This is a genomic window from Cellulosimicrobium sp. NPDC057127, from assembly GCF_042670945.1.
Taxonomy (GTDB): domain Bacteria; phylum Actinomycetota; class Actinomycetes; order Actinomycetales; family Cellulomonadaceae; genus Cellulosimicrobium.
On record NZ_JBHUUP010000001.1, the window covers coordinates 66,546 to 86,837 of the forward strand.

The 20,292-nt window shown below is 73.2% G+C and carries 17 protein-coding genes and 3 tRNA genes; 15 read left to right on the plus strand and 5 right to left on the minus strand.

What is annotated here, in order from left to right:
- The first annotated feature begins 139 nt into the window (after nt 1-139).
- From ACFTZA_RS00280 to ACFTZA_RS00295, 4 genes are all read left to right on the plus strand, one after another.
- Nucleotides 140-1,540 (plus strand): ABC transporter substrate-binding protein, encoded by a 1,401-nt coding sequence (locus ACFTZA_RS00280; RefSeq protein ID WP_378189506.1) that lies wholly within the window; start codon nt 140-142, stop codon nt 1,538-1,540.
- A 140-nt stretch (nt 1,541-1,680) separates the two neighbouring features.
- Entirely contained in the window at nt 1,681-2,670 is a 990-nt protein-coding gene (locus tag ACFTZA_RS00285; RefSeq protein WP_378189508.1) for a carbohydrate ABC transporter permease, read from the plus strand.
- The gene (locus ACFTZA_RS00290) at nt 2,667-3,635 is read left to right on the plus strand and encodes a carbohydrate ABC transporter permease (protein ID WP_378189510.1); all 969 of its coding nucleotides are present in this window, start codon (nt 2,667-2,669) and stop codon (nt 3,633-3,635) included. The genes ACFTZA_RS00285 and ACFTZA_RS00290 overlap by 4 nt, the downstream gene beginning before the upstream one ends.
- Nucleotides 3,636-3,701: 66 nt before the next feature.
- Nucleotides 3,702-4,610, plus strand: coding sequence for a DMT family transporter (locus tag ACFTZA_RS00295; protein ID WP_378189512.1), 909 nt, complete (start codon nt 3,702-3,704; stop codon nt 4,608-4,610).
- Here ACFTZA_RS00295 and ACFTZA_RS00300 read toward each other — a convergent pair.
- Nucleotides 4,607-5,236, minus strand: coding sequence for a bacterial proteasome activator family protein (locus ACFTZA_RS00300; RefSeq protein WP_378189514.1), 630 nt, complete (start codon nt 5,234-5,236; stop codon nt 4,607-4,609). The two genes, ACFTZA_RS00295 and ACFTZA_RS00300, sit on opposite strands and share 4 nt — an antisense overlap.
- A 43-nt stretch (nt 5,237-5,279) precedes the next feature.
- Complete coding sequence (locus ACFTZA_RS00305) at nt 5,280-6,257, minus strand: NAD(P)H-quinone oxidoreductase (RefSeq protein WP_378189516.1); 978 nt, start codon at nt 6,255-6,257, stop codon at nt 5,280-5,282.
- 223 nt (nt 6,258-6,480) lie between these two features.
- On the opposite strand from ACFTZA_RS00305, the gene ACFTZA_RS00310 reads away from it, so the two are divergent.
- The 7 genes from ACFTZA_RS00310 (at nt 6,481) to ACFTZA_RS00340 (ending at nt 14,066) form a co-directional block, all read left to right on the plus strand.
- Nucleotides 6,481-10,377 carry a nitrate- and nitrite sensing domain-containing protein gene (locus tag ACFTZA_RS00310; protein WP_378189518.1) on the plus strand — a complete coding sequence of 1,299 codons (3,897 nt, stop codon included), beginning with the start codon at nt 6,481-6,483 and terminating at the stop codon, nt 10,375-10,377.
- A 36-nt stretch (nt 10,378-10,413) separates the two neighbouring features.
- The gene (locus ACFTZA_RS00315; RefSeq protein ID WP_024839165.1) at nt 10,414-10,863 is read left to right on the plus strand and encodes a roadblock/LC7 domain-containing protein; all 450 of its coding nucleotides are present in this window, start codon (nt 10,414-10,416) and stop codon (nt 10,861-10,863) included.
- A 10-nt stretch (nt 10,864-10,873) separates the two neighbouring features.
- Nucleotides 10,874-11,287: a DUF742 domain-containing protein gene (locus ACFTZA_RS00320; protein WP_378189521.1), complete on the plus strand. Its 414-nt coding sequence runs from the start codon at nt 10,874-10,876 to the stop codon at nt 11,285-11,287.
- A 469-nt stretch (nt 11,288-11,756) separates the two neighbouring features.
- Nucleotides 11,757-12,299 (plus strand): ATP/GTP-binding protein, encoded by a 543-nt coding sequence (locus ACFTZA_RS00325; protein WP_069387058.1) that lies wholly within the window; start codon nt 11,757-11,759, stop codon nt 12,297-12,299.
- A 148-nt stretch (nt 12,300-12,447) separates the two neighbouring features.
- Nucleotides 12,448-12,532 (plus strand) — tRNA-Ser (locus ACFTZA_RS00330).
- Between the two features lie 70 nt (nt 12,533-12,602).
- Nucleotides 12,603-13,889 (plus strand): threonine/serine exporter ThrE family protein, encoded by a 1,287-nt coding sequence (locus ACFTZA_RS00335; protein WP_378189522.1) that lies wholly within the window; start codon nt 12,603-12,605, stop codon nt 13,887-13,889.
- Between the two features lie 85 nt (nt 13,890-13,974).
- A tRNA-Ser gene (locus ACFTZA_RS00340) sits at nt 13,975-14,066 on the plus strand.
- A 58-nt stretch (nt 14,067-14,124) separates the two neighbouring features.
- Here the strand turns inward: ACFTZA_RS00340 and ACFTZA_RS00345 are convergent.
- On the minus strand, nt 14,125-15,498 hold the full coding sequence (locus ACFTZA_RS00345; protein ID WP_378189524.1) for a hypothetical protein: 1,374 nt from the start codon (nt 15,496-15,498) through the stop codon (nt 14,125-14,127).
- Nucleotides 15,495-16,262, minus strand: coding sequence for an ABC transporter ATP-binding protein (locus tag ACFTZA_RS00350; RefSeq protein WP_378189527.1), 768 nt, complete (start codon nt 16,260-16,262; stop codon nt 15,495-15,497). The genes ACFTZA_RS00345 and ACFTZA_RS00350 overlap by 4 nt, the downstream gene beginning before the upstream one ends.
- Before the next feature lie 251 nt (nt 16,263-16,513).
- Between ACFTZA_RS00350 and ACFTZA_RS00355 the strand changes: the two genes are divergently transcribed.
- The 4 genes from ACFTZA_RS00355 (at nt 16,514) to ACFTZA_RS00370 (ending at nt 19,380) form a co-directional block, all read left to right on the plus strand.
- Nucleotides 16,514-16,586 (plus strand) — tRNA-Arg (locus ACFTZA_RS00355).
- Nucleotides 16,587-16,866: 280 nt separating this feature from the next.
- Nucleotides 16,867-17,487, plus strand: coding sequence for a diaminobutyrate acetyltransferase (gene ectA, locus ACFTZA_RS00360; RefSeq protein WP_378189529.1), 621 nt, complete (start codon nt 16,867-16,869; stop codon nt 17,485-17,487).
- 101 nt (nt 17,488-17,588) lie between these two features.
- Nucleotides 17,589-18,887 (plus strand): diaminobutyrate--2-oxoglutarate transaminase, encoded by a 1,299-nt coding sequence (gene ectB, locus ACFTZA_RS00365; RefSeq protein ID WP_378189531.1) that lies wholly within the window; start codon nt 17,589-17,591, stop codon nt 18,885-18,887.
- A 91-nt stretch (nt 18,888-18,978) separates the two neighbouring features.
- Complete coding sequence (locus ACFTZA_RS00370) at nt 18,979-19,380, plus strand: ectoine synthase (protein ID WP_378189533.1); 402 nt, start codon at nt 18,979-18,981, stop codon at nt 19,378-19,380.
- Here ACFTZA_RS00370 and ACFTZA_RS00375 read toward each other — a convergent pair.
- Nucleotides 19,344-20,135: an anaerobic ribonucleoside-triphosphate reductase activating protein gene (locus ACFTZA_RS00375; protein WP_378189535.1), complete on the minus strand. Its 792-nt coding sequence runs from the start codon at nt 20,133-20,135 to the stop codon at nt 19,344-19,346. The genes ACFTZA_RS00370 and ACFTZA_RS00375 overlap by 37 nt on opposite strands.
- Between the last annotated feature and the right edge of the window lie 157 nt (nt 20,136-20,292).

A 20,292-nucleotide genomic window follows, 5' to 3' on the forward strand; every position in this document is an offset into this window, starting at 1 on the left:
TGCAGATCACCGATGTAAACGCTTGCATTGTGCGTAGGGCGAGAGCGCTGCCGCGCTCGTCGACGTCCGCGGCACACGTCGGCCCACGAGGCCGGGACGCCGTGACGTCCGCACTCACACGACGAGGTGGAGGGTTGACATGACCAGGAGCACATTGTCCGGCGCACGGCGTCGTCGTACGTTCGCCGTCGCCGCGAGCGGGGCGAGCCTCGCACTCGTCCTCGCGGCGTGCGGCGGCGGAGGGGACGGCGACGGCGGTGGTGGTGGTGGTGGCGACGACATGGCCACACCCGAGATCGACTGCTCGGCCTACGAGGAGTTCGGCGACCTGGAGGGGACCGAGGTCTCGGTCTACACCTCGATCGTCGAGCCCGAGCAGGAGACGCAGGAGGCGTCCTACGACCCGTTCGAGGAGTGCACCGGCGTCACCGTGAACTACGAGGGGTCGCGCGAGTTCGAGGCGCAGCTCCTCGTCCGCATCCAGGCCGGCAACGCGCCCGACATCGCGTACCTGCCGCAGCCCGGCCTGCTCAACACGATCGTCACCGACTTCCCCGACGCGATCGTCCCGGCGCCCGAGGCGACCGAGGCGAACGTCGACGAGTTCTTCAGCGAGTCCTGGAAGGAGTACGGGACGGTCGACGGCACGTTCTACGCCGCCCCGCTCGGCTCGAACGTCAAGTCGTACGTCTGGTACTCGCCGTCGATGTTCGAGGACGCGGGCTACGAGATCCCCACGACGTGGGACGAGATGATGGACCTCACCGCCGAGATCGCCGACTCCGGCGCGGTCCCGTGGTGCGCCGGCATCGAGTCCGGCGACGCGACCGGCTGGCCGGCCACCGACTGGATCGAGGACGTCGTGCTGCGCACGGCCGGACCCGAGGTCTACGACCAGTGGTACACGCACGAGATCCCGTTCAACGACCCGCAGATCGTCGAGGCGTTCGAGACGACGGGTGAGATCCTCAAGAACCCGGACTACGTCAACGGCGGGCTCGGCGGCATCGACTCCATCGCGACGACCGCGTGGACCGACGCCGGCTACCCGATCCTCGACGGCAGCTGCTGGCTGCACCGTGCGGCGAACTTCTACCAGACGCAGTGGCCCGAGGGCACCGAGGTGGCCGAGGACGGCGACGTCTACGCGTTCTACCTGCCGACCAACCAGACCGACATCAAGCCGGTGCTGGGCGGCGGCGAGTTCGTCGCGGCGTTCAACGACCGCCCCGAGGTCCAGGCCTTCCAGACGTACCTGTCCTCCGGCGACTGGGCGAACGCCAAGGCGCAGACGACGCCGCAGGGCGGCTGGGTCAGCGCGAACAACGAGCTCGACCCCGAGAACCTCGCCACGGAGTTCGACCAGCTGTCGGCCGAGATCCTCTCCGACCCCGACTCGGTGATCCGGTTCGACGCCTCCGACCTCATGCCGGGCGAGGTGGGCGCCGGGACGTTCTGGACGGGGATGGTCAACTGGTTCACCGGTTCCGACACCCAGGAGGTCGTGGACACGATCGAGGCGTCCTGGCCGGCGGAGTGAGGCCCGGACGCGTGACGTCCACCTGACCCGAGCGTGACGGGACGGGGGGTCCGCCGAGCCGGCGGGCCCCCCGTGCCCGACCCCACCCTGGACACGAGTCCCGACCCGCACCGAGGCGGGCGGGCAGACCGGAGGCCACGATGGACTGGTTGACCGACCCGAGCTCTCCCGCGGAGAAGTTCGGTCTGATGTTCCTCGCGATCGCGCTGTTCGTCGTCGTGATGGGCGCGATCCTCCTCGCGGTGGACCGGCCCAAGCGCATCCCGCGCTGGGTCGTCGTCCTGGGCTTCGTCGGCCCCGCCGTGATCGGGCTCGCGTGGGGTCTCGTGCGGCCCGCGCTCATCACCGTGTGGAACTCGCTGTTCGACCGGCGGGGCAACGAGTTCGTCGGCCTCGACAACTACGTCACGGCCTTCACGACGGACCAGTTCCAGCTCGTGCTGCGCAACACCGCGCTCTGGGTCGTGATCGTGCCCCTGCTGTCGACGTTCATCGGCATCGTCTACGCCGTGCTCGTCGACCGCACCCGCTTCGAGAAGTTCGCCAAGGCGCTCGTGTTCCTCCCCATGGCGATCTCGATGGTCGGCGCGTCGATCATCTGGGGCTTCGTCTACGAGTTCCGGCCGAACCAGCCCGGGGTGCAGCAGATCGGCCTGCTCAACCAGGTCATCGTCTGGCTCGGCGGTGAACCGCAGCAGTTCCTCATCGGCCAGCCGTGGAACACGTTCTTCCTGATCGTCGTCATGATCTGGATCCAGACCGGGTTCGCGATGACCGTGCTCTCCGCGGCCATCAAGGCGATCCCCGACGACATCGTCGAGGCCGCCCGGCTCGACGGGCTCAAGGGCTTCGGCATGTTCCGGTACATCACGATCCCCAGCGTCCGGCCGGCGCTCGTCGTCGTCCTCACGACGATCGCGATGGCGACGCTCAAGATCTTCGACATCGTCCGGACGATGACCGGCGGCCAGTTCGGCACGGACGTCGTCGCCAACGAGTTCTACACGCAGGCGTTCCGGCAGAACAACCAGGGGCTGAGCTCCGCGCTCGCGGTCATCCTCTTCATCCTGGTCGTGCCGATCATCGTCTACAACGTGCGCCAGATGCGGCTTGCCGAGGAGATCCGATGACCAGCACCCCGATCCCCCCGGTCGTCCCGGAGACCGACCTCACCAGGGAGGGCGAGACCGAGGGCCCGCGCGGCCCCCGCAAGATCAGCCGCCTCGAGAGGCGCGCGATCGCCGCGAAGGGGCGGCTCAGCTCCCCGTGGGCGTCCTTCATCGCGATCCTCATCGCGATCCTGTGGACGATCCCCTCCATCGGCCTCCTCGTCACGTCGTTCCGGCCCGAGCTCGACATCCGCCGCAGCGGGTGGTGGACGGTCATCCCCGGCCTCTTCACCGGCGAGGCGGAGTTCACGCTCGACAACTACGACCAGGCGCTGTACGGCAGCGGGGCCGACCTGGCGACCTACTTCGTCAACTCGTTCGTCATCACGCTGCCCGCCGTGGTCATCCCGATCACGCTCGCGCTGCTCGCCGCGTACGCGTTCGCGTGGATCGAGTTCCGCGGACGCAACATCCTCTTCGTCGCGATCTTCGCGCTCCAGGTGGTGCCGCTCCAGGTCGCGCTCGTCCCGCTGCTCAGCGACTACGTGACCGTCGGCCTCAACGGCACCTTCTGGACGGTGTGGCTGTCGCACTCGATCTTCGCGCTGCCGCTCGCGATCTTCCTGCTGCACAACTTCATGAAGGACATCCCGCGCTCGCTCGTCGAGGCCGCGCGCGTCGACGGCGCCGGGCACGTGAAGATCTTCTTCCAGGTGCTCCTGCCGCTCCTCGTCCCGGCCATCGCGTCGTTCGCGATCTTCCAGTTCCTGTGGGTCTGGAACGACCTGCTGGTCGGCCTGACGTTCGCCAGCACGGAGTCCTACCCGCTGACGGTGCGCGTCGCCGAGATGGCCGGCTCGCGCGGCGGCGACTGGCACATCCTCACCGCCGGGGCCTTCATCTCGATCATCGTCCCGCTCGTCGTCTTCGTCCTGCTCCAGCGCTACTTCGTCCGCGGTCTGCTCGCCGGGTCGGTCAAGGGCTGACGCGCGCGGCGCCGTCCGGCCCTCGTGCCGGGCGGCGCCGGCGTGCCCCGGTCGTAGAGTCGTGCGGTGCCCGTCCGCCCCGCCGCCGCCCTCGAGCGGGTCCCCGTCCCCGCGCTGTTCGTCGTCTCCGGGCTCACGCAGTACCTCGGCGCGGCGATCGCCGTCGGGCTGTTCGCGGCGGCGGGCGCGGTCGAGGTCGGGTGGCTGCGCATCGCGGCGTCCGCCGTGCTGCTGCTCGTGTGGCGACGCCCGTGGCGCCGCGCGTGGTCGCGCAGGGACCTCGCATGGGTCGCGGTCTTCGGCCTGGCCCTGGCGTCGATGAACCTCGCCTTCTACGTCGCGATCGACCACCTGCCGCTCGGCACCGCCGTGGCGATCGAGTTCTGCGGGCCGGTCGCCGTCGCCGCCGTCACCGGGCGTGGCTGGCGGGAGCGCGGGGCGATCGCCGTCGCGGCCGCCGGGGTGGTGCTGCTCGCGGGGGTCACGCTCGAGTCCGAGCTGCCGCGCGCGGACGCGGTCGTCGGTCTCGGCGCGATCGCGGTCGCCGCGGCCTGCTGGGCGGCGTACATCCTCCTCGGGCGCCGCGTCGCGGTGGCGGGGTCGGGCGTGACCTCCCTGTCCGTCGCCATGACGCTGGGCGCCCTCGCCTTCGCCCCGTTCCTCGCCCCGCACGCCCTGCCGGTCCTCGCGGACTGGCGGCACGCCGTCGCCGTCGCGGGCATCGCGCTGTTCTCGTCCGTGGTCCCGTACGCGCTCGAGCAGGTGATCCTGCCGCGCGTGAGCGCGGCGACGTTCTCGGTGCTGCTCGCCCTCCTGCCCGCGACGGCGGCCGTGGTCGGCGCCGTCGTGCTCCGCCAGGTGCCGACGCTGCCGGAGCTCGCCGGCCTCGTCCTCGTCTCCGGCGCCATCGCCATGACCGCGCGCCGGTCCTCCGCGCCCTCGACGGACAGAGGCCCCGAGGAGCCCGGGGCCTAGAGGTACTGACCGGGGGACGGGCGTCCGTCGTGCGGGTCGTGGCCGTCCTGCCGGGCCGGCATGCCGGGACCGCCCGGACCCATCGGCACCGCCCCCGGGGGAAGCGCCCGGCGCATCTGGGTCAGCTGCGCCTGGGCGGCCATCTGCTGCGCGACGAGCGCCGTCTGGATGCCGTGGAAGAGCCCTTCGAGCCAGCCCACGAGCTGCGCCTGCGCGACGCGCAGCTCCGCGTCCGACGGCACGGTGTCGTCCGTGAACGGCAGCGTGATCCGGTGCAGCTCGTCGACGAGGTCCGGGGAGAGCCCTTCCTCGAGCTCGCTGAGCGAGCGCTCGTGGATCTCGGCGAGGCGCGAGCGTGCGGCGTCGTCGAGGGGCGCGTCGCGCACCTCCTCCAGGAGCTTCTTGATCATGCCGCCGATGCGCATGACCTTCGCCGGCTCCTCGATCACGTTGGCCGGGTCGCCCCCGGAGCCCTCGGGCGCGTCGTCGTCCACGACGCTCACCCCCGTGCCGTCCGGCGTGACGACCGTGACGCGGTCCGGGCCGTCGCCGGGCGTGCCACCGGGCTCGGGGCGGTCCGCGGACCGGTCGTCGTCGGGGCGGGGGGCAGGTGCGTCGTCAGCCATGGGGCCAGTCTCGCGGGTGCCGCGGACGCCCGCACCGGCGGGCTCACGGGACGAGCAGCACCTTGCCGAAGACCTCGCCGGAGTCCAGGAGCTCGTGGGCGCGGGCGGCCTCGTCGAGACGCAGCCGCGCGTGCACGACCGGGCGCACCCGGCCGTCCTCGACCATCGGCCACACGTGCGTCAGCACCTCGCGCACGATGCGCGCCTTCTCCTCGGCGGGGCGCGCGCGCAGGGTCGTGCCCGCGACCGACGCGCGGCGCGCCAGGAGGCGGCCCAGGTCCAGCTCGGCGCGGGCGCCCTGCTGCATCCCGATGACCACCAGCCGGCCGTTCGTCGCGAGCGCGCGGACGTTGCGGTCCAGGTACGCCGCGCCGACCACGTCGAGGATCACGTCAGCCCCGCGGCCGTCGGACGCGGCACGGACGGCGTCGACGAAGTCCTCCTCGCGGTGGTCGACGGCGAGGCTCGCCCCGAGGGCGAGGCAGCGGTCGGCGCGCTCGCGACCGCCCGCGGTGACCGCGACGCGCGCGCCGAGCGCGGCCCCGACCTGGACCGCGATCGTGCCGACGCCGCCGGAGCCGCCGTGGACGAGCAGCCACTCGCCGGCGACGAGGCGCCCGACGTCGACGACGTTGCTCCACACCGTGCACGCCGCCTCGGGGAGGGCCGCCGCGTCGACGAGGTCGACGCCTGCCGGGACGGGGAGCACCTGCGACGCGCGCACGCGCACCTGCTCGGCGTACCCGCCGCCGTCGAGGAGCGCGACCGCGCGGTCGCCCACCGACCAGCCGTTCACGCCGTCGCCGACGCGGGCGACCGTGCCGGCGACCTCGAGGCCCGGCCAGTCCGGTGCGCCGGGCGGCGGGGGATAGGACCCGGCGCGTTGTAGCAGGTCAGCGCGGTTCACGCCAGCGGAGACGACGTCGAGCACCAGCTCGTCCGCCCGGGGGGTCTGGTCAGGCAGCTCGGAAACCGTTAGGTTCTCAGGGCCACCGGGGCCGGAGATCGTGACAGCTCGCACACCGTCGAGCCTACGCGCGCGCCACCGAGGGCGCCGGTTCGCCCGGCAGGGGGCGGGGCCGGTGACGCCTGTCAGTGGGGCCACCGGCGGATTAGGTGTCCGGACGATGTGCACCGATAGTTAGTACGCACGACCGGGGAGCCGGGCTGCGCGCGCACGCCGCGACGCCGTCGCCGAACCGGATGGATCTGGGTCATGGAGGCAGGTTCGTATGCTCCGCAGGTTGAGCGTTCGCGGGAAGATCCTTGCGGCCCTCGCCGTCCCCGTGCTCGTCCTCTTCGTCGCCGCCGCGTTCATCTCGGCCCAGTCGATCACGGAGGCGCGCAACGCGCACCAGACGAGCGCGCTCGTCGAGGCGCTCGCCGCGCAGGACGTCGCCGGCACGGAGATCGCGGCCGAGCGCTCGCTCAGCGTCGTCGACGCCCTCGGCGGCGAGGGCGCCGAGGAGCAGATGATGGCGCAGCGCGAGACCACCGACGCCGCGCTCGACGAGCGCGACCGTCTGCTGCGGTCCCTCGACCTCTCGGCGCTCGACCCGCGGGTCCGCGCGGCCGTGGACGCGACGCTCGCCGACCGCGAGGAGCTGGACGTCGTGCGGCGCTCCATCGACCGCACCGGTCTCGGGCGCAACCAGCGCATCGACCTGTACTCCGGTCTCATCGACTCCGCGCTCGAGGTGCCGCGGACCCTCGCGGACACCACGCCGGACCGTGGGCTCGCCCAGTACCTCGACGCGTACGTGCAGCTCGACGAGCTCCTCGCCCAGCAGGCGCTCGAGCTCCCCGTCGCGGGCGCGGTGCTCAACGCCGCGCAGGTGGGCCAGAGCAGCACCGCCGACAACCAGAGCGCGGCGGTGCTGCTCACCGCCGGTGACGCGATGGTCGAGGAGGCGCGGGACGCGGTGCGCGCGCTGCCCGGCATCGACGTCGACATGCCTGTGGAGGGCGTGACGTACAAGCAGCTGCGTGGCAACGTGGCCGCCTCGCGACCCGAGACGGCGATCGCCTCGAACGTCGAGGCGTGGCCCATCGAGTCGACGGAATTCCGCAACGAGACGATCCCGGTCCGTGACGCCGTGCGCGCGGAGACGGCGGAGCAGGCGGACGCGCTCTCCGGGGCGGCCACCACCCGTGCGGTGGTCACCATCGCCGCGACGCTGCTCGCGATCGTCGCCTCGCTCCTCGTCGCGGGCCTCATCGCCCGCGCGATCGTCAACCCGCTGCGCCGCCTGACCGGCGCCGCCGAGGACGTCCGTGAGCGCCTGCCGCAGCTCGTCTCGCAGGTGGCCGTCCCCGGGCAGGGGCCGTCCATCGACCTCACGCCGATCTCCGTCGAGTCGACGGACGAGGTCGGCCAGCTCGCCACGGCGTTCAACGACGTGAACACCACGACCGTCCGGGTCGCCCGCGAGCAGGCCGCGCTCCGTGGCTCCATCGCCGAGATGTTCGTCAACGTCGCGCGTCGTGACCAGGTGCTCCTCAACCGCCAGCTCGCGTTCCTCGACGACCTCGAGCGCTCCGAGGAGGACCCGGGGACCCTGTCGAACCTCTTCCGCCTCGACCACCTCGCGACCCGGATGCGTCGCAACGCGGAATCGCTCCTCGTGCTCGCGGGGATCGACTCGGGCCGTCGTGTGCGCCAGCCCATGCCGGCCTCCGATGTCATCCGTACCGCCTCGTCCGAGATCGAGCTCTACGACCGGGTCCGCCTGAACCTCGTCGTCGACCCGCTCATGCTCGGCCACAACGCGCTCAACGCGGCGCACCTGCTCGCCGAGCTCCTCGAGAACGCGACGATGTTCTCCGAGCCGCACACGCCGGTCGAGGTCACCACGGGTCGCGACGAGCACGCCGTGCACGTCACCGTCCGCGACCACGGCCTCGGGATGACGCCCGAGGAGATCGAGGACGCCAACCGCAAGGTCGCGACCCACGCCGCCTCCGACGTCGTCGGCGCGCAGCGTCTCGGCCTCTTCGTGGTCGGCCGGCTCGCCGACCGCCTCGGCGCGCGCGTGCGTTTCGCGGCGGGCTCGGACGGCACCGGCACGGAGGTCACGGTCTCCTTCCCGGCCGTGCTGTTCGTCGCCGACTCGAACGTCCCGCTGCCCGTGCCGACCGACCCGCTCGAGTCGGGCACCCAGGCCGCCGCGCAGCAGCTCACCAGCACCGGCGTGCTCCCGGCGGTCCCCGCCGAGCAGGCTCCCCAGCAGCCGCCGGTCGCGTCCCAGCCCGTCCCCGTCGCGCCGATGCCGGTCGCCTCGGCCACCGTGCCGGTCGCGCCCGAGCCGCCGGTCGCCGAGGCGGTCGACATCGCCGCGCTCACCGACGGCACCACCCAGACGGGGATGCCGCGACGTCGCTCGCGCACCGTCGACCCGACGGCGTCCGCCCCGAGCGCGTCGTTCGCCTCCGGTCCGCAGACGGGCGCGATCGTCCTCCCGCCGCTCGCCACGCCCGCCCTCCCCGAGGAGATGCCGGCCGCCGACGACGCGTGGACCCCGCCGGCGGAGGTCGCCCCGGCGGCCGGCAGCCTGCCGAGCCGGTCGCGGACCGCCGCCACCCCGGTCGAGCCGGAGTCCGCCGAGATCCCCGTCCTCGACGTCAGCACGCGCTCCGCGATGTTCTCCAGCTTCCGCCCCGTCGGCGAGCGCGGGGCCACGACGAACCCGGTCGACCTCGGCCCCTCGCCGGACGTCACGGCGACGGACATCCCGCTCGTCCCCGACCACCACGCGGGCGGCGAGACCGTCACGTCCGAGCCGTGGTCGCCCGAGCCCTCCAAGCCGTGGTCGCCCGAGCCTTCCGAGACGTGGGTACCGCCGGCCGACCCCGCGCCGCAGGCCGTCGAGGAGACGCACGAGGCCCCCGTCGCGCCGCACGCGGAGCCGGAGCCCGTGGCCTGGACGCCCGAGCCGGTGGACTGGGCACCGGCTCCCGTCGACGACACGACCGTCGCGCGCGTGCCGCTCGCGCAGCGCTCGCCCGAGCGGGTCCCGGACGCGGCACCGGAGCGTGCCGTCGAGTCCACCGTGGAGCAGCAGCCCGTCGCCGAGGCCCCCTCGGAGACGGCCGAGCAGGAGCGCGAGGACGTGCCCGCCGAGCTGACGTTCGAGGCGCTGCCGCGCTTCGAGGAGCTCATGGCGGACCTGCCGACGCGCCGGTCGCTCCGGGAGAACCAGACGCGCAAGCGCGGCATCTTCGGTCGCCGCCCCCGCACGTCCGCCACGCCGCAGGCGTCCACGTCCACGCAGTCCGCGCCCGCCGGACGCGCGCCCTCGAGCGACGCCGCGTCGGCACGACCGGTGGACGTCGCGCCGGTGGAGCCGGCGCTGGAGCAGCCGCCGCTGACGCTCACGCCCGCGGACGAGGCTCCGGTCGCGGCGGACCCGCGTCCCGGTCCCGTGCGTGCGTCGGCGTTCGCCGGTCCCGCCCCTGCCGCCACGCGTGCCCCGGAGAGCCCGGCGCCGGTGCAGGCGGAGCGCACCGACACGACGTACGCCCCGCCCCCCTCCGTGTCGACGACGTCGTCCTTCGCCCCGGCCGCACCCCCTGCTGCCCCCGCTGCTGCGCCGGCCGTACCTGCTGCTGCCGCGCCCGCCGCCCCCGCGGTCACGACGCCGGCCGCCGAGCCGGTCGCGCCGCTCGCCGCCCGGCGTGGTGGGGCCGACGGCGGGTACGGGGCCCCGGTCCCGCTGGTGCGCCGGCAGGTGCCGGACCTGGAGCCGCTCGAGGACGACTACATCAGCGACTCCGTCGAGGCGCGCTCGGACTGGATGGCCTCGGCCGTGCTCTACGAGGAGATGTCCACGCTGCTGCGCGGCGCCGGCGACTTCCAGGAGACGAGCCTGAGCGGGCCCGACAGCGGGACGTACCAGCCGCTCAAGGTGGAGCCCACCGCTTCCTCGGGTCTCGCGCGCCGCTCGCGCGGGCAGGACCGCGAGGGGTACGTGGACCGGTTCACGGCCCGGATCGACCGCGACCCGGAGCAGCTCCGGGCACGGCTCTCGGCGTTCCAGTCCGGCACGGCCCGCGGCCGTGTCGAGGGGGACGAGGAGGCCGGTTCGACGTGGAGACCCGAGACCATGGATCATGTCCCTGATTCAGCGCCGCAGGCGCGGTGACGACGTGCCGTCTGTGGCAACTGACGAGGAGGAACAGTGAACGCGCTCAGCACCGAGGCAACGAACTTCGGGTGGCTGCTCGACAACTTCGTGCGGACGGTACCGGGTAGCCGGCACACGCTCGTGGTGTCGGCCGACGGCCTGCTCATGGCGATGTCCGACCAGCTCGACCGCACCAGCGGCGACCAGCTGGCGGCGATCGTCTCGGGCATGTCGAGCCTGACGCGGGGGGCCGCCCGCCAGCTCAACGGCGGCAACGTCCGCCAGGCCATCATCGAGATGGACAACGGCTTCCTGTTCCTCATGAACGTGTCGAACGGGTCCGTGCTCGGCGTGGTCGCGGAGGCGAACTGCGACATCGGCCTCATCGGGTACGAGATGGCGCTCCTGGTCTCGCGCACGGAGGCTACGCTGACCCCGCAGCTGATCTCCGAGATGCGGGGGAGCCTCCCCGTTGACGGTGCAACCCGAGCCCCCGTGGGATGAGGTCTGATCGATGACGAACGTACCCTTCGGCAGCGTCGGGACGCACGGCGACGTCTACGAGGCGGCCACCGTGCGCCCGTACGCCGTGACCGGCGGACGCGTGCGGTCGGCCACGTCCGACCTCCCGCTCGAGGCCCTCGTCGAGGTCATGCCCGGCGCGGTGAACAGCTACGGCCTGCCCCCGGAGAAGCGGGCGATCCTCCAGCACGCGGCGCACACCTACGTGTCCATCGCCGAGCTCTCGGCGCTGCTCCGGCTGCCGCTCGGCGTGACGAAGGTGCTCGTCGCCGACCTGCAGGAGGACAACTACATCACCGTCCACACCTCGACCCCGCTCAACGTGCACACGGGCCACGGCAGCAACCACTCCGGCCTGTCGCTGAGCGTCCTGGAGAGTGTTCTCAATGGCATTTCCACCCTCTGAGGGTTCCGGCGCCGTACCGCAGGGCGGTGCGTCGTCGGGCTCGTCCGCGGGTACGGTCCCGGCCCCGTCGTGGTCGCCCCTGACCGGCACGGGCTCCTCGGAGCGCGCCGGCGCCGCGGCGTCGGCAGCCACCGGTGCCGGTCAGCAGGCACCCGTCCCGGCCCAGCAGGCTCCGGCCTCGCAGCAGAACCCGGCCCCGCAGCCGGCGCCTGCACCGCAGCAGGCACCCACGGCGCAGCCGGCGCCCGCACCGGCGCCGCAGGCGCCCGCCGCCCAGCAGACGGCCTACACGCCGCAGACGCCCGCGCCGACCGTCGCGCCCGTGCCCGCCGTGGCCCAGACGGCCGCCACCGGGGTGCAGCCCGGATCCGCTGCGCAGGCCCCGCAGCCCCGCACGGCGCCGCAGCCCACGGCCACGGGGCAGGCCCGGCCCGCCTCCGGTGACCAGCAGCGCACCGCGCCGACGGTCGTGAAGATCGTCGTCGCGGGCGGCTTCGCGGTGGGCAAGACGACGTTCATCGGGTCGATCTCCGACGTCGAGCCGCTCAACACCGAAGCCGCGATGACGGAGCACTCGGTGGGTGTCGACGACGCGGGTGGCGTGAGCGACCGCAAGACGACGACCACCGTCGCGATGGACTTCGGCCGGGTCTCCCTCCCGGGCAACCTGTGGCTCTACCTCTTCGGCACGCCGGGCCAGGACCGCTTCCTCTTCATGTGGGACGACCTGGTCCGCGGGGCGATCGGCGCGGTCGTGCTCGTCGACACGGACCGGCTGGAGCAGTGCTTCCCGGCGATCGACTACTTCGAGTCGCGCAACATCCCCTTCGTGGTCGGCGTCAACTGCTTCGACGGCGTCGCCAAGCACCGCCTCGAGGACGTGCGCGAGGCCCTGCAGATCCCGGCGCACGTGCCGATGCTGTACACGGACGCCCGGTCGCGCGCCGCGACGAAGCAGACGCTCATCGCGCTCGTCCAGCTCGCGATGCGTCAGCTGCGCGGGGCGGCCTGACCACTCCGCTCGACACGCGCCCCACGACGGCGGGCCGCTCCTTCCCGGGGCGGCCCGCCGTCGTCGTGCGGGCCGGGCCCCACCGCCGGAGGGGCGTCGTCGCGCCCGGTGCGACGTGCCAGAATGGCTCGCTGGGCCGTGAGGCCCGGGAGGGCTGACAGAGCGGCCTAATGTGACGGTCTTGAAAACCGTTGTGCAGCAATGCACCGGGGGTTCGAATCCCTCGCCCTCCGCTCCCGGCGGGCCGACGGCACGGGACCTTCGACGGGTGCCGTGCCGTCGGCCGTGCGCCAAGATGGCCGGGTGACTCCCGAGCCGCCCCGCCCCGCCCCGCCCGACGAGGCCGCTCTCGAACCGGTCGAGCTGATCCGGCGCTCGGGCGCCGTCCTGCGCACCGGCCGCCTCGCCCTCTCCGCGGGCACCGGCAGCTACCGCGTGAAGGAGCACATGTCGCGCGTGGGGCGGGCGCTCGGCCTGGAGCGGGTCGCCGCGCACGTCACGCTCACGGAGATCACCGCGACGTCGTACCGCGGGCCGATCTTCCGCACGGAGCTCACGGAGGTCCGGTCGGTGGGCATCAACGCCGACCGCCTCAGCGAGCTCGAGCGCTTCGCCGTGACCCTGCCGCGCGAGGCGGACCTGCCGGCGGTCGAGGCGGAGCTGGACCGGATCGCGCACAAGCCGCTGCTGTACGGGACGGCGCTCAACGCGCTGTGGGCCGGTGTGGCGTGCGCGGCGTTCGCGTTCCTCAACAACGGGGGACCGGTCGAGTGCGGCGCCGTGCTGATGGCGGCGGCGCTCGGCCAGTCGGTGCGGCGCACCATGCTGCACCGCGGGGTGAACCAGTTCGGCGTGACGATGCTGTCCGCCGCCGTCGCGAGCATGGCGTACCTCGCGCTCGTGCTCGCGCTCTCCGACCTGGCCGGCGTCTCGCGCAACCACGAGGCGGGGTACGTCTCGGCGGTGCTGTTCCTCGTCCCGGGGTTCGCGCTCGTCACGGGTGCGCTCGACCTGGCGCGGCTCGACTTCTCGGCGGGCGTCGCCCGCCTCACGTACGCCCTGGTGCTCCTGGCGTCGGCGGCGCTGGCGGTGTGGGGCTTCTCCGCGGTCGCAGGCCTGGCGCCCGACCCGGTGCCGCCGCCCGGCATCGACCCGGCGCTCCTGCTCGCGCTGCGCACCCTGGCGAGCTTCCTCGGCGTGCTGGGGTTCGCGCTCATGTTCAACAGCCCGTGGACCATGGCCGTCGGCGCCGCCGCGACCGGTGCGGTGGCGAACGTGGGGCGCCTCGTGCTCGTGGACGCCGACGTGTTCCCGCAGGCGGCCGCCGCGGCGGCCGCGCTGCTCGTGGGCCTGCTCGCGGCCGGCGTCGCGCCCGCTCTCCGGGTGCCGCGCATCACGGTCTCCGTCCCCGCCGTCGTCATCATGGTGCCCGGTGTCACGGCGTACCGGGCGGTCTACGAGTTCAACACCGGCACGACGGCGCAGGCCCTGGGCTACGCGGTCGAGGCGGGGCTGGTCATCGTCGCGCTGGCGATCGGGCTCGCGGTCGCGCGCATGCTCACGGACCGGGAGTGGACGTTCGAGCGGTGAGCGCCGTGCGGTTTGGACGCGCGGCGGCACGCCGGTACCCTGGGCGACGCGGGTGCACCACGACGGCCGTCGGCCAGGCCCGCGAGGAGACGTCGCATAGTCAGGTCTAGTGCGCCACCCTGCTAAGGTGGTAACGGGGCAACCCGTTCGAGGGTTCAAATCCCTCCGTCTCCGCCAGGAAGGCTCCGGCAGCCACGCGCCCGGAGCCTTTTCTGTGCCCGGGCGGTGGCGCGTGTCAGGCCGAGCCCGACGTCGCGAGCACGGACCGGACGACGAACCGTGACGCCCCCGCTCCCGCGAGCACGAGGCCCGACGCCGCCGCCACGCACAGCAGGAACTGCACGACGACGCCGGCGTTCGCGAACGTGTTGAGCCCGATGACGGGGACCATGAACAGGAGCGCCATGACCGTCGCGACGCCCACGCTCACGGCCAGCGGTACGAGCGTCTCGCGGAACCGTGCCCGGTCGAGCGTGCGCAGGTCCGTCCCGGCGAGGACGAGCGTGCGGTACTCGCCGCGCTGGTCGACGACGCGGCCCGCCTGCATGACGCCCGTCGACACGGCGGCGAGGACGCCCGCGATGGCGAGGGTGAGGAAGCCGCCCGTCTTCAGGTCGACGAGGAGCTGGGCCTCCGCCGGGTCGGACGCCGCGCCGGCGTCGAGCAGCGCGAAGATGCTCGCCATGCCGGCGATGAACGTCGCGAGCGCGACGCCGCCGACGGAGCGCCAGGCCGTCTTCGGGTCGTCGGCGATGCGGCGCCCCGCGAGCAGCGTCGGGACGCGGCGGGCGGTGCCGGCGGTGATCCTGCCGACGAGCCAGATGACGAACGGTCCGACGAGGTTGAGCGTCGCGAACCCGACGAGCAGGATGCCGACGACGAGCGTGATCGCGAGGGCGGCGGACCCGAACGACACGTTGGTCACGACGACCATCGCGACGAACGCGACACCCGTCGCGAGCAGGCGGACGGCCTTGAGTCCCGGGGGAGTGACGCGGGCCGCGACGCCGAGCGGGGTGATGGCGACACGCCGCAGGCTGACGAGGGAGGACACGAGCGCGACCGCCACGACCAGCGCGACGGCGGCGAGCAGGGCCGGCACGCCGACCCACAGCTCGCCGATCCCGAAGGTGCGGCCCTGGAACCGGAGTTGGGCGACGAGCGGGAGCAGCACGCCGTAGCCGACGATCCCGGCGAGCGCGCCGGTGACGGCCTGGGCCGCCGCGTCGAGCACGGTGAGCGTGGTGACCTGGCCGGTGGTGGCGCCTGCGAGGCGCAGCGCCGCGAGGCGCGCGTCGCGGCGGGCGACGGCGAGGCGCGCGGCGGCGCCGCCGAGCGTGACGAGGGGGACGAGGAGCAGGAGCGACGCGATGCCCGCGAAGATCGGGTACTGGCTCGCGTACTCCGTGACGGGGCCGTTCGCGCCCTCGGCCACGCCCTCGAAGCCGCCCGCGCGGTCGAGGAACGCGCCGAACCCGCCGATGACGACGAGCAGGATCGCGGTCGTCGCCGCGAACGCGACGACCGCGAGGACGTTCGTCAGGCCCTGCGGGTCGCGGTCGTCCGCGCTGCGTCGGCGCAGGAGCCACCACAGGTCGACGGTCCTCATCGCACGCCCTCCTCGGTGGTGCTGCCCGCGGTCGTCGCGGTGGCGCCGGGTGCGAAGAACTCGCCGGAGATGCGTCCGTCGCGCATCGTGACGGTGCGCGAGCAGTGTCGCGCGACACCGGCGTCGTGCGTGACGACGACCAGCGCCGCCCCGGACGCGCGGGTCGCGTGGGTCAGGACGTCGAGCACCTCCGCGCCGGTCGACTGGTCGAGCGCCCCGGTCGGCTCGTCGGCGAAGACGACGCCCGGCGAGCCGACGAGCGCGCGGGCGATCGCGACCCGCTGCGCCTGGCCTCCGGACAGCTCGCCGGGACGGCGCTGCTCCATCCCGGCGAGGCCGAGGTGCGCGAGCCAGCGGGCTGCGACGGCGGTGGCGTCGGTGCGCGACGTGCCGGCGAGCATGAGCGGCAGCGCCGCGTTCTCGACGGCGGGCAGCTCCGGCAGGAGCTGCCCGGACTGGAAGACGAAGCCGAAGTCCTCGCGGCGCAGGACGGTGCGGCGCGACTCGGACAGCGTCGTGAGGTCGTCGCCGCGCCACGCGACGGAGCCGGACGTGGGTGTCACGATCCCCGCGAGGCAGTGCAGGAGGGTCGTCTTCCCCGAGCCGGACGGGCCCATGATCGCGAGCGACTCGCCCGGGTGGACCGTGATGCTCACGCCCGCGAGGGCGTGCGTCGTGGCCAGGGCGGTGCCGTAGACCTTGGTGAGGCCGCTCGCGACGAGGGGCGAGCCGCTGGGGGCGGGTGCAGGGCCGGTGAACGTCATGGTCCGATCGTCCGGCGTGCGGTGGTGGCGTCGCGTCGGGCTGCGGGCGGGACGTCGGCCGGCCCGGGTCAGACCGTGGGAGGACAGGGGCTGCGGCGGGAGGAGGACGCGCGGAGGCACGCGTCGCACCGGGGGTACCGGGTCGTGGCCTCGGTCACGTCCGGGGCCAGGGGCAGGTTCCGGTTTGGGATCGCCAGCAGGACGGGGTAGTCTTCTCGACGGCCGATGAGCGATCAGCGGCAGCACGACCAGCGCCCGTAGCTCAACGGATAGAGCATCTGACTACGGATCAGAAGGTTGGGGGTTCGAATCCCTCCGGGCGCACCGACACGAACGGCCTCACCCTCTCGGGTGGGGCCGTTCGTCGTTGGGGCGTCGTCCGTCCTGTGCGCGCCGCCCCCCGGGGCCGTGAGCGACCGGGCATCGTGTCCGCAGCGCATCTCAGCATGGGAGACGACGGACGACTCTGTGATCAGATCGTGACGCACGGGCCCGTATCCGCAGTCTCGTGCGGATAACTCCGGACCGTCAGGGCCCGGATGGTCATGAGATCGCCATCGACAGGTGCGCGTCCGGCCGACATGTGTCTATGGTCGTCGGCGGTATGGACACGACGACGAACGCCGCGGCCTCCGTTCCTTCGACCCCGAGCACGACCGGCAGCGACTCCGCTGCCGTGCCGGCCGACCCGGTCGGTGCCCCCGTCGACACCTCCGTCGGTGCTGCACCGGTGACCGTGCGCCGCCCGACCGCGGCCGACGGCGCCGCAATGTGGCGCGTCGCCCGCGACTCCGGCGAGCTCGACCTCAACTCGTCGTACGCGTACCTGATCCTGGCCGAGCACTTCGCCGAGACCTGCCGGGTCGCCGTCGTGCCGGACGCCGACGAGGCCGACGGAGAGCGTGTCGTCGGGTTCGTCACCGGCTACCGACTGCCGGACGACGTCGCGCACCTGTTCGTGTGGCAGGTGGCCGTGGACGAGGCCGTGCGGGGGCGCGGTGTCGCCGGGCGCCTGCTCGACGCGCTGGTCGACGCCGCCCCGGACGTCACGACCCTGAAGACCACCGTCGCCGAGGAGAACGTCGCCTCGCGCGCGCTCTTCGTCCGCTGGGCGGCGCGCCGTGGCGCCACCATCGAGACGACGCCGCTCTTCACCGCCGACCAGTTCCCCGACTCCCACGTCGACGAGCCGATGCTCGTCGTCGACGGCGTGCACCCACGCTGACGCACCGCAGACCTTGGGCTGCGCCGGTCCGGCGCACGGGTGACGACGCAGCCCCCACGACGCAACGCACCCGTGCGCACCACCACAAGGAGAGCTCCTTCGTGACTACCCCGACACTCCCGACCGCCGGCACGAACGCCGCCGACGACCCGACCGGTTTCACGGCACTGGAGTCCGGAGTCCGCAGCTACTCGCGCGCCTGGCCGGTCGTGTTCGACCGCGCGCGCGGTGCGACGATCCACGCCGAGGACGGCACCGAGTACCTCGACTTCTTCGCCGGCGCCGGTTCGCTCAACTACGGGCACAACGAGCCGCGCCTCAAGAAGGTCCTCGTCGACTACCTCGTCGACGACCGCATGGTCCACAGCCTCGACATGCTCACGAGCGCGCGCCGCGAGTTCCTCGAGACGTTCGAGTCCACGGTCCTGCGTCCGCGCGGTCTGGACCACAAGGTCGTGTTCCCCGGCCCGGGCGGCGCGAACGCCGTCGAGGCCGCGCTGAAGCTCGCGCGCAAGGTGACGGGGCGCGAGTCGGTCATCAACTTCACCAACGCGTTCCACGGCATGACGCTCGGCGCGCTGTCCGTGACGGGCAACTCCATGAAGCGCGGCGGGGCGGGCATCCCGCTCGTCCACGCGACGCCCATGCCGTACGACGACTACTTCAACGGCGACGTCGACGACTTCGTCTACCTCGAGCGTCTGCTCGAGGACGGCGGGAGCGGGCTCAACGAGCCGGCCGCCGTCATCGTCGAGACGGTGCAGGGCGAGGGCGGCATCAACGCCGCGCGCGCCGAGTGGCTGCGCGGGCTCGCCGACCTGTGCAAGCGGCACGACATCCTGCTCATCGTCGACGACATCCAGATGGGCTGCGGCCGCACGGGCAAGTTCTTCAGCTTCGAGGAGGCCGGGATCGTCCCGGACATCATCTGCCTCTCGAAGTCGATCTCCGGGTACGGGCTGCCGATGGCGCTCACGCTGGTGCGCCCCGAGCTCGACATCTGGGAGCCGGGCGAGCACAACGGCACGTTCCGCGGCTTCGCACCGGCGTTCGCCACGGCCGCGGAGGCGATCCGCACGTTCTGGTCCGACGACGCCCTGGAGCGGTCGACGGTCGCGAAGGGCGCGCTCATCGAGTCGCACTTCAACACGTTCGTCGCGCGCTACCCGGACCACGGGCTGGTCTCGAAGGGTCGCGGCCTGGCCCGCGGGCTGCAGATGGCCGACGGCGACGTCGCCGGCCGGGTGTGCCAGGAGGCCTTCGCGCGGGGTCTGCTCATGGAGACCTCCGGACCGTACGGGGAGGTCGTCAAGCTGCTCCCGCCGCTGACGATCACGGAGGAGGAGCTGCGCCGCGGGCTCGCGATCATCGAGGCGTCGCTCGCCGCCGTCCTGTCCTGACCCGTCCGCAGCCGTCCAGACCGCGCGGGCCGGGGGCCGTCGTCGTGACCCCGGCCCGCGCCCCCTTGCCGTCACCATCCGGAGGTTCCCCATGATCGTGCGCACGCTCGACGAGATCACCGACACCGACGCCGACATCAAGACGGAGAACTGGCGCAGCAAGCGCATCGTGCTCGCCAAGGAGCGCGTCGGCTTCTCCGTCCACGAGACGACCCTGTACGCCGGGACCGAGAGCTTCTTCTGGTACGCGAACCACGTCGAGGCGGTGTTCATCACCTCCGGCGAGGGGGAGATCGAGGACCTCGCCACGGGCGAGGTGCACCCGCTCGCGCCGGGCACGCTCTACCTGCTGAACGACCACGACAAGCACAAGGTCCGTCCGCGGACCGACATCACGTGCGTGTGCGTGTTCAACCCGCCGGTCACCGGCCGGGAGGTCCACGACGAGAACGGGGTCTACCCGCTCGTCACCGAGGAGCCCGCGACCGTCTGACGGCTCCGGGTCGCCCACGCGAGGTCGGTCTCCTCGAGCACGTCGTCGATCCCCCGCCCGCCGACGGCCGCCACCCAGCACGGGTCGGCGCCGTCGGTACGGGGGTCGTGCAGCGCCCAACGGCGGACGCCGAGGCTCCGCAGGTGCTCGCCGAGCGCGAGGAGGTCGGCCCGCGTGTGGGAGACCGGGTCGACGGTCGTCCGCACCTCGTGGTCGACGCCCGAGCGCAGCAGCACCGCGAGGGACTCGAACGCCCGGCGCGCCGACGACGCGCTGCCCGTCGCCGCGCGGTACCGCGACGGCAGGTGCTTGATCTCGAGCCCCACCCAGTCGACGAGGGGCAGCACGCGCGCCAGCCGCGCGGGCCAGGCGCCGCTCGTGAGCAGCCCGACGCCGAGGCCGAGCGACCGCACCTCGGCGACCGCGTCGGGCAGGCCCACGTGGAGCGTCGGCTCCCCGCCGGCGAGGACGACGCCGTCCAGCAGCGCGCGCCGGTGCCGCAGCCACGCGACGACGCCGGGCCAGTCGAGCTCGTCGTCCGGCGGCGGCGCCCCGGGTGCCGGGAGGTCTCGGAACCCGGGGCTGTGGCACGACGCGCAGCGCCACGGGCAGCCCCGCGTGGAGACCGTCGCGGCGAGCACCCCGGGCCAGTCGACCGTGGAGATCCGCGGCCGGCGAGCGACGACGAGGCCGATCCCGGGCCGAGGCAGGGTCGAGGTGCTGCGCGGCGTGCTCGCGACGTCGACGTGGGACATGGGCGCTTCCTTCCGGTCCGAGGCGCCCACCTCCCGCCGGTGACGGTGACGCCGCCACCCTACGTCATGTGAAGCCCTTCACATGACGTGCTCGTGCCGTGCCGCGGCATGAGAGACCTCTCACCGCGCGTTCACGGGTGTCTCACCCCCCGTCGAC

What these genes read in the sequence shown, in the direction of transcription:
- ACFTZA_RS00280 (WP_378189506.1), top strand. Translation starts at nt 140, where the DNA reads ATGACCAGGAGCACATTGTCCGGCGCACGGCGTCGTCGTACGTTCGCC.
- ACFTZA_RS00285 (WP_378189508.1), top strand. Translation starts at nt 1,681, where the DNA reads ATGGACTGGTTGACCGACCCGAGCTCTCCCGCGGAGAAGTTCGGTCTG.
- ACFTZA_RS00290 (WP_378189510.1), top strand. Translation starts at nt 2,667, where the DNA reads ATGACCAGCACCCCGATCCCCCCGGTCGTCCCGGAGACCGACCTCACC.
- ACFTZA_RS00300 (WP_378189514.1), bottom strand. Translation starts at nt 5,236, where the DNA reads ATGGCTGACGACGCACCTGCCCCCCGCCCCGACGACGACCGGTCCGCG.
- ACFTZA_RS00320 (WP_378189521.1), top strand. Translation starts at nt 10,874, where the DNA reads ATGACGAACGTACCCTTCGGCAGCGTCGGGACGCACGGCGACGTCTAC.
- ACFTZA_RS00345 (WP_378189524.1), bottom strand. Translation starts at nt 15,498, where the DNA reads ATGAGGACCGTCGACCTGTGGTGGCTCCTGCGCCGACGCAGCGCGGAC.
- ACFTZA_RS00350 (WP_378189527.1), bottom strand. Translation starts at nt 16,262, where the DNA reads ATGACGTTCACCGGCCCTGCACCCGCCCCCAGCGGCTCGCCCCTCGTC.
- ectA (WP_378189529.1), top strand. Translation starts at nt 16,867, where the DNA reads ATGGACACGACGACGAACGCCGCGGCCTCCGTTCCTTCGACCCCGAGC.
- ACFTZA_RS00370 (WP_378189533.1), top strand. Translation starts at nt 18,979, where the DNA reads ATGATCGTGCGCACGCTCGACGAGATCACCGACACCGACGCCGACATC.
- ACFTZA_RS00375 (WP_378189535.1), bottom strand. Translation starts at nt 20,135, where the DNA reads ATGTCCCACGTCGACGTCGCGAGCACGCCGCGCAGCACCTCGACCCTG.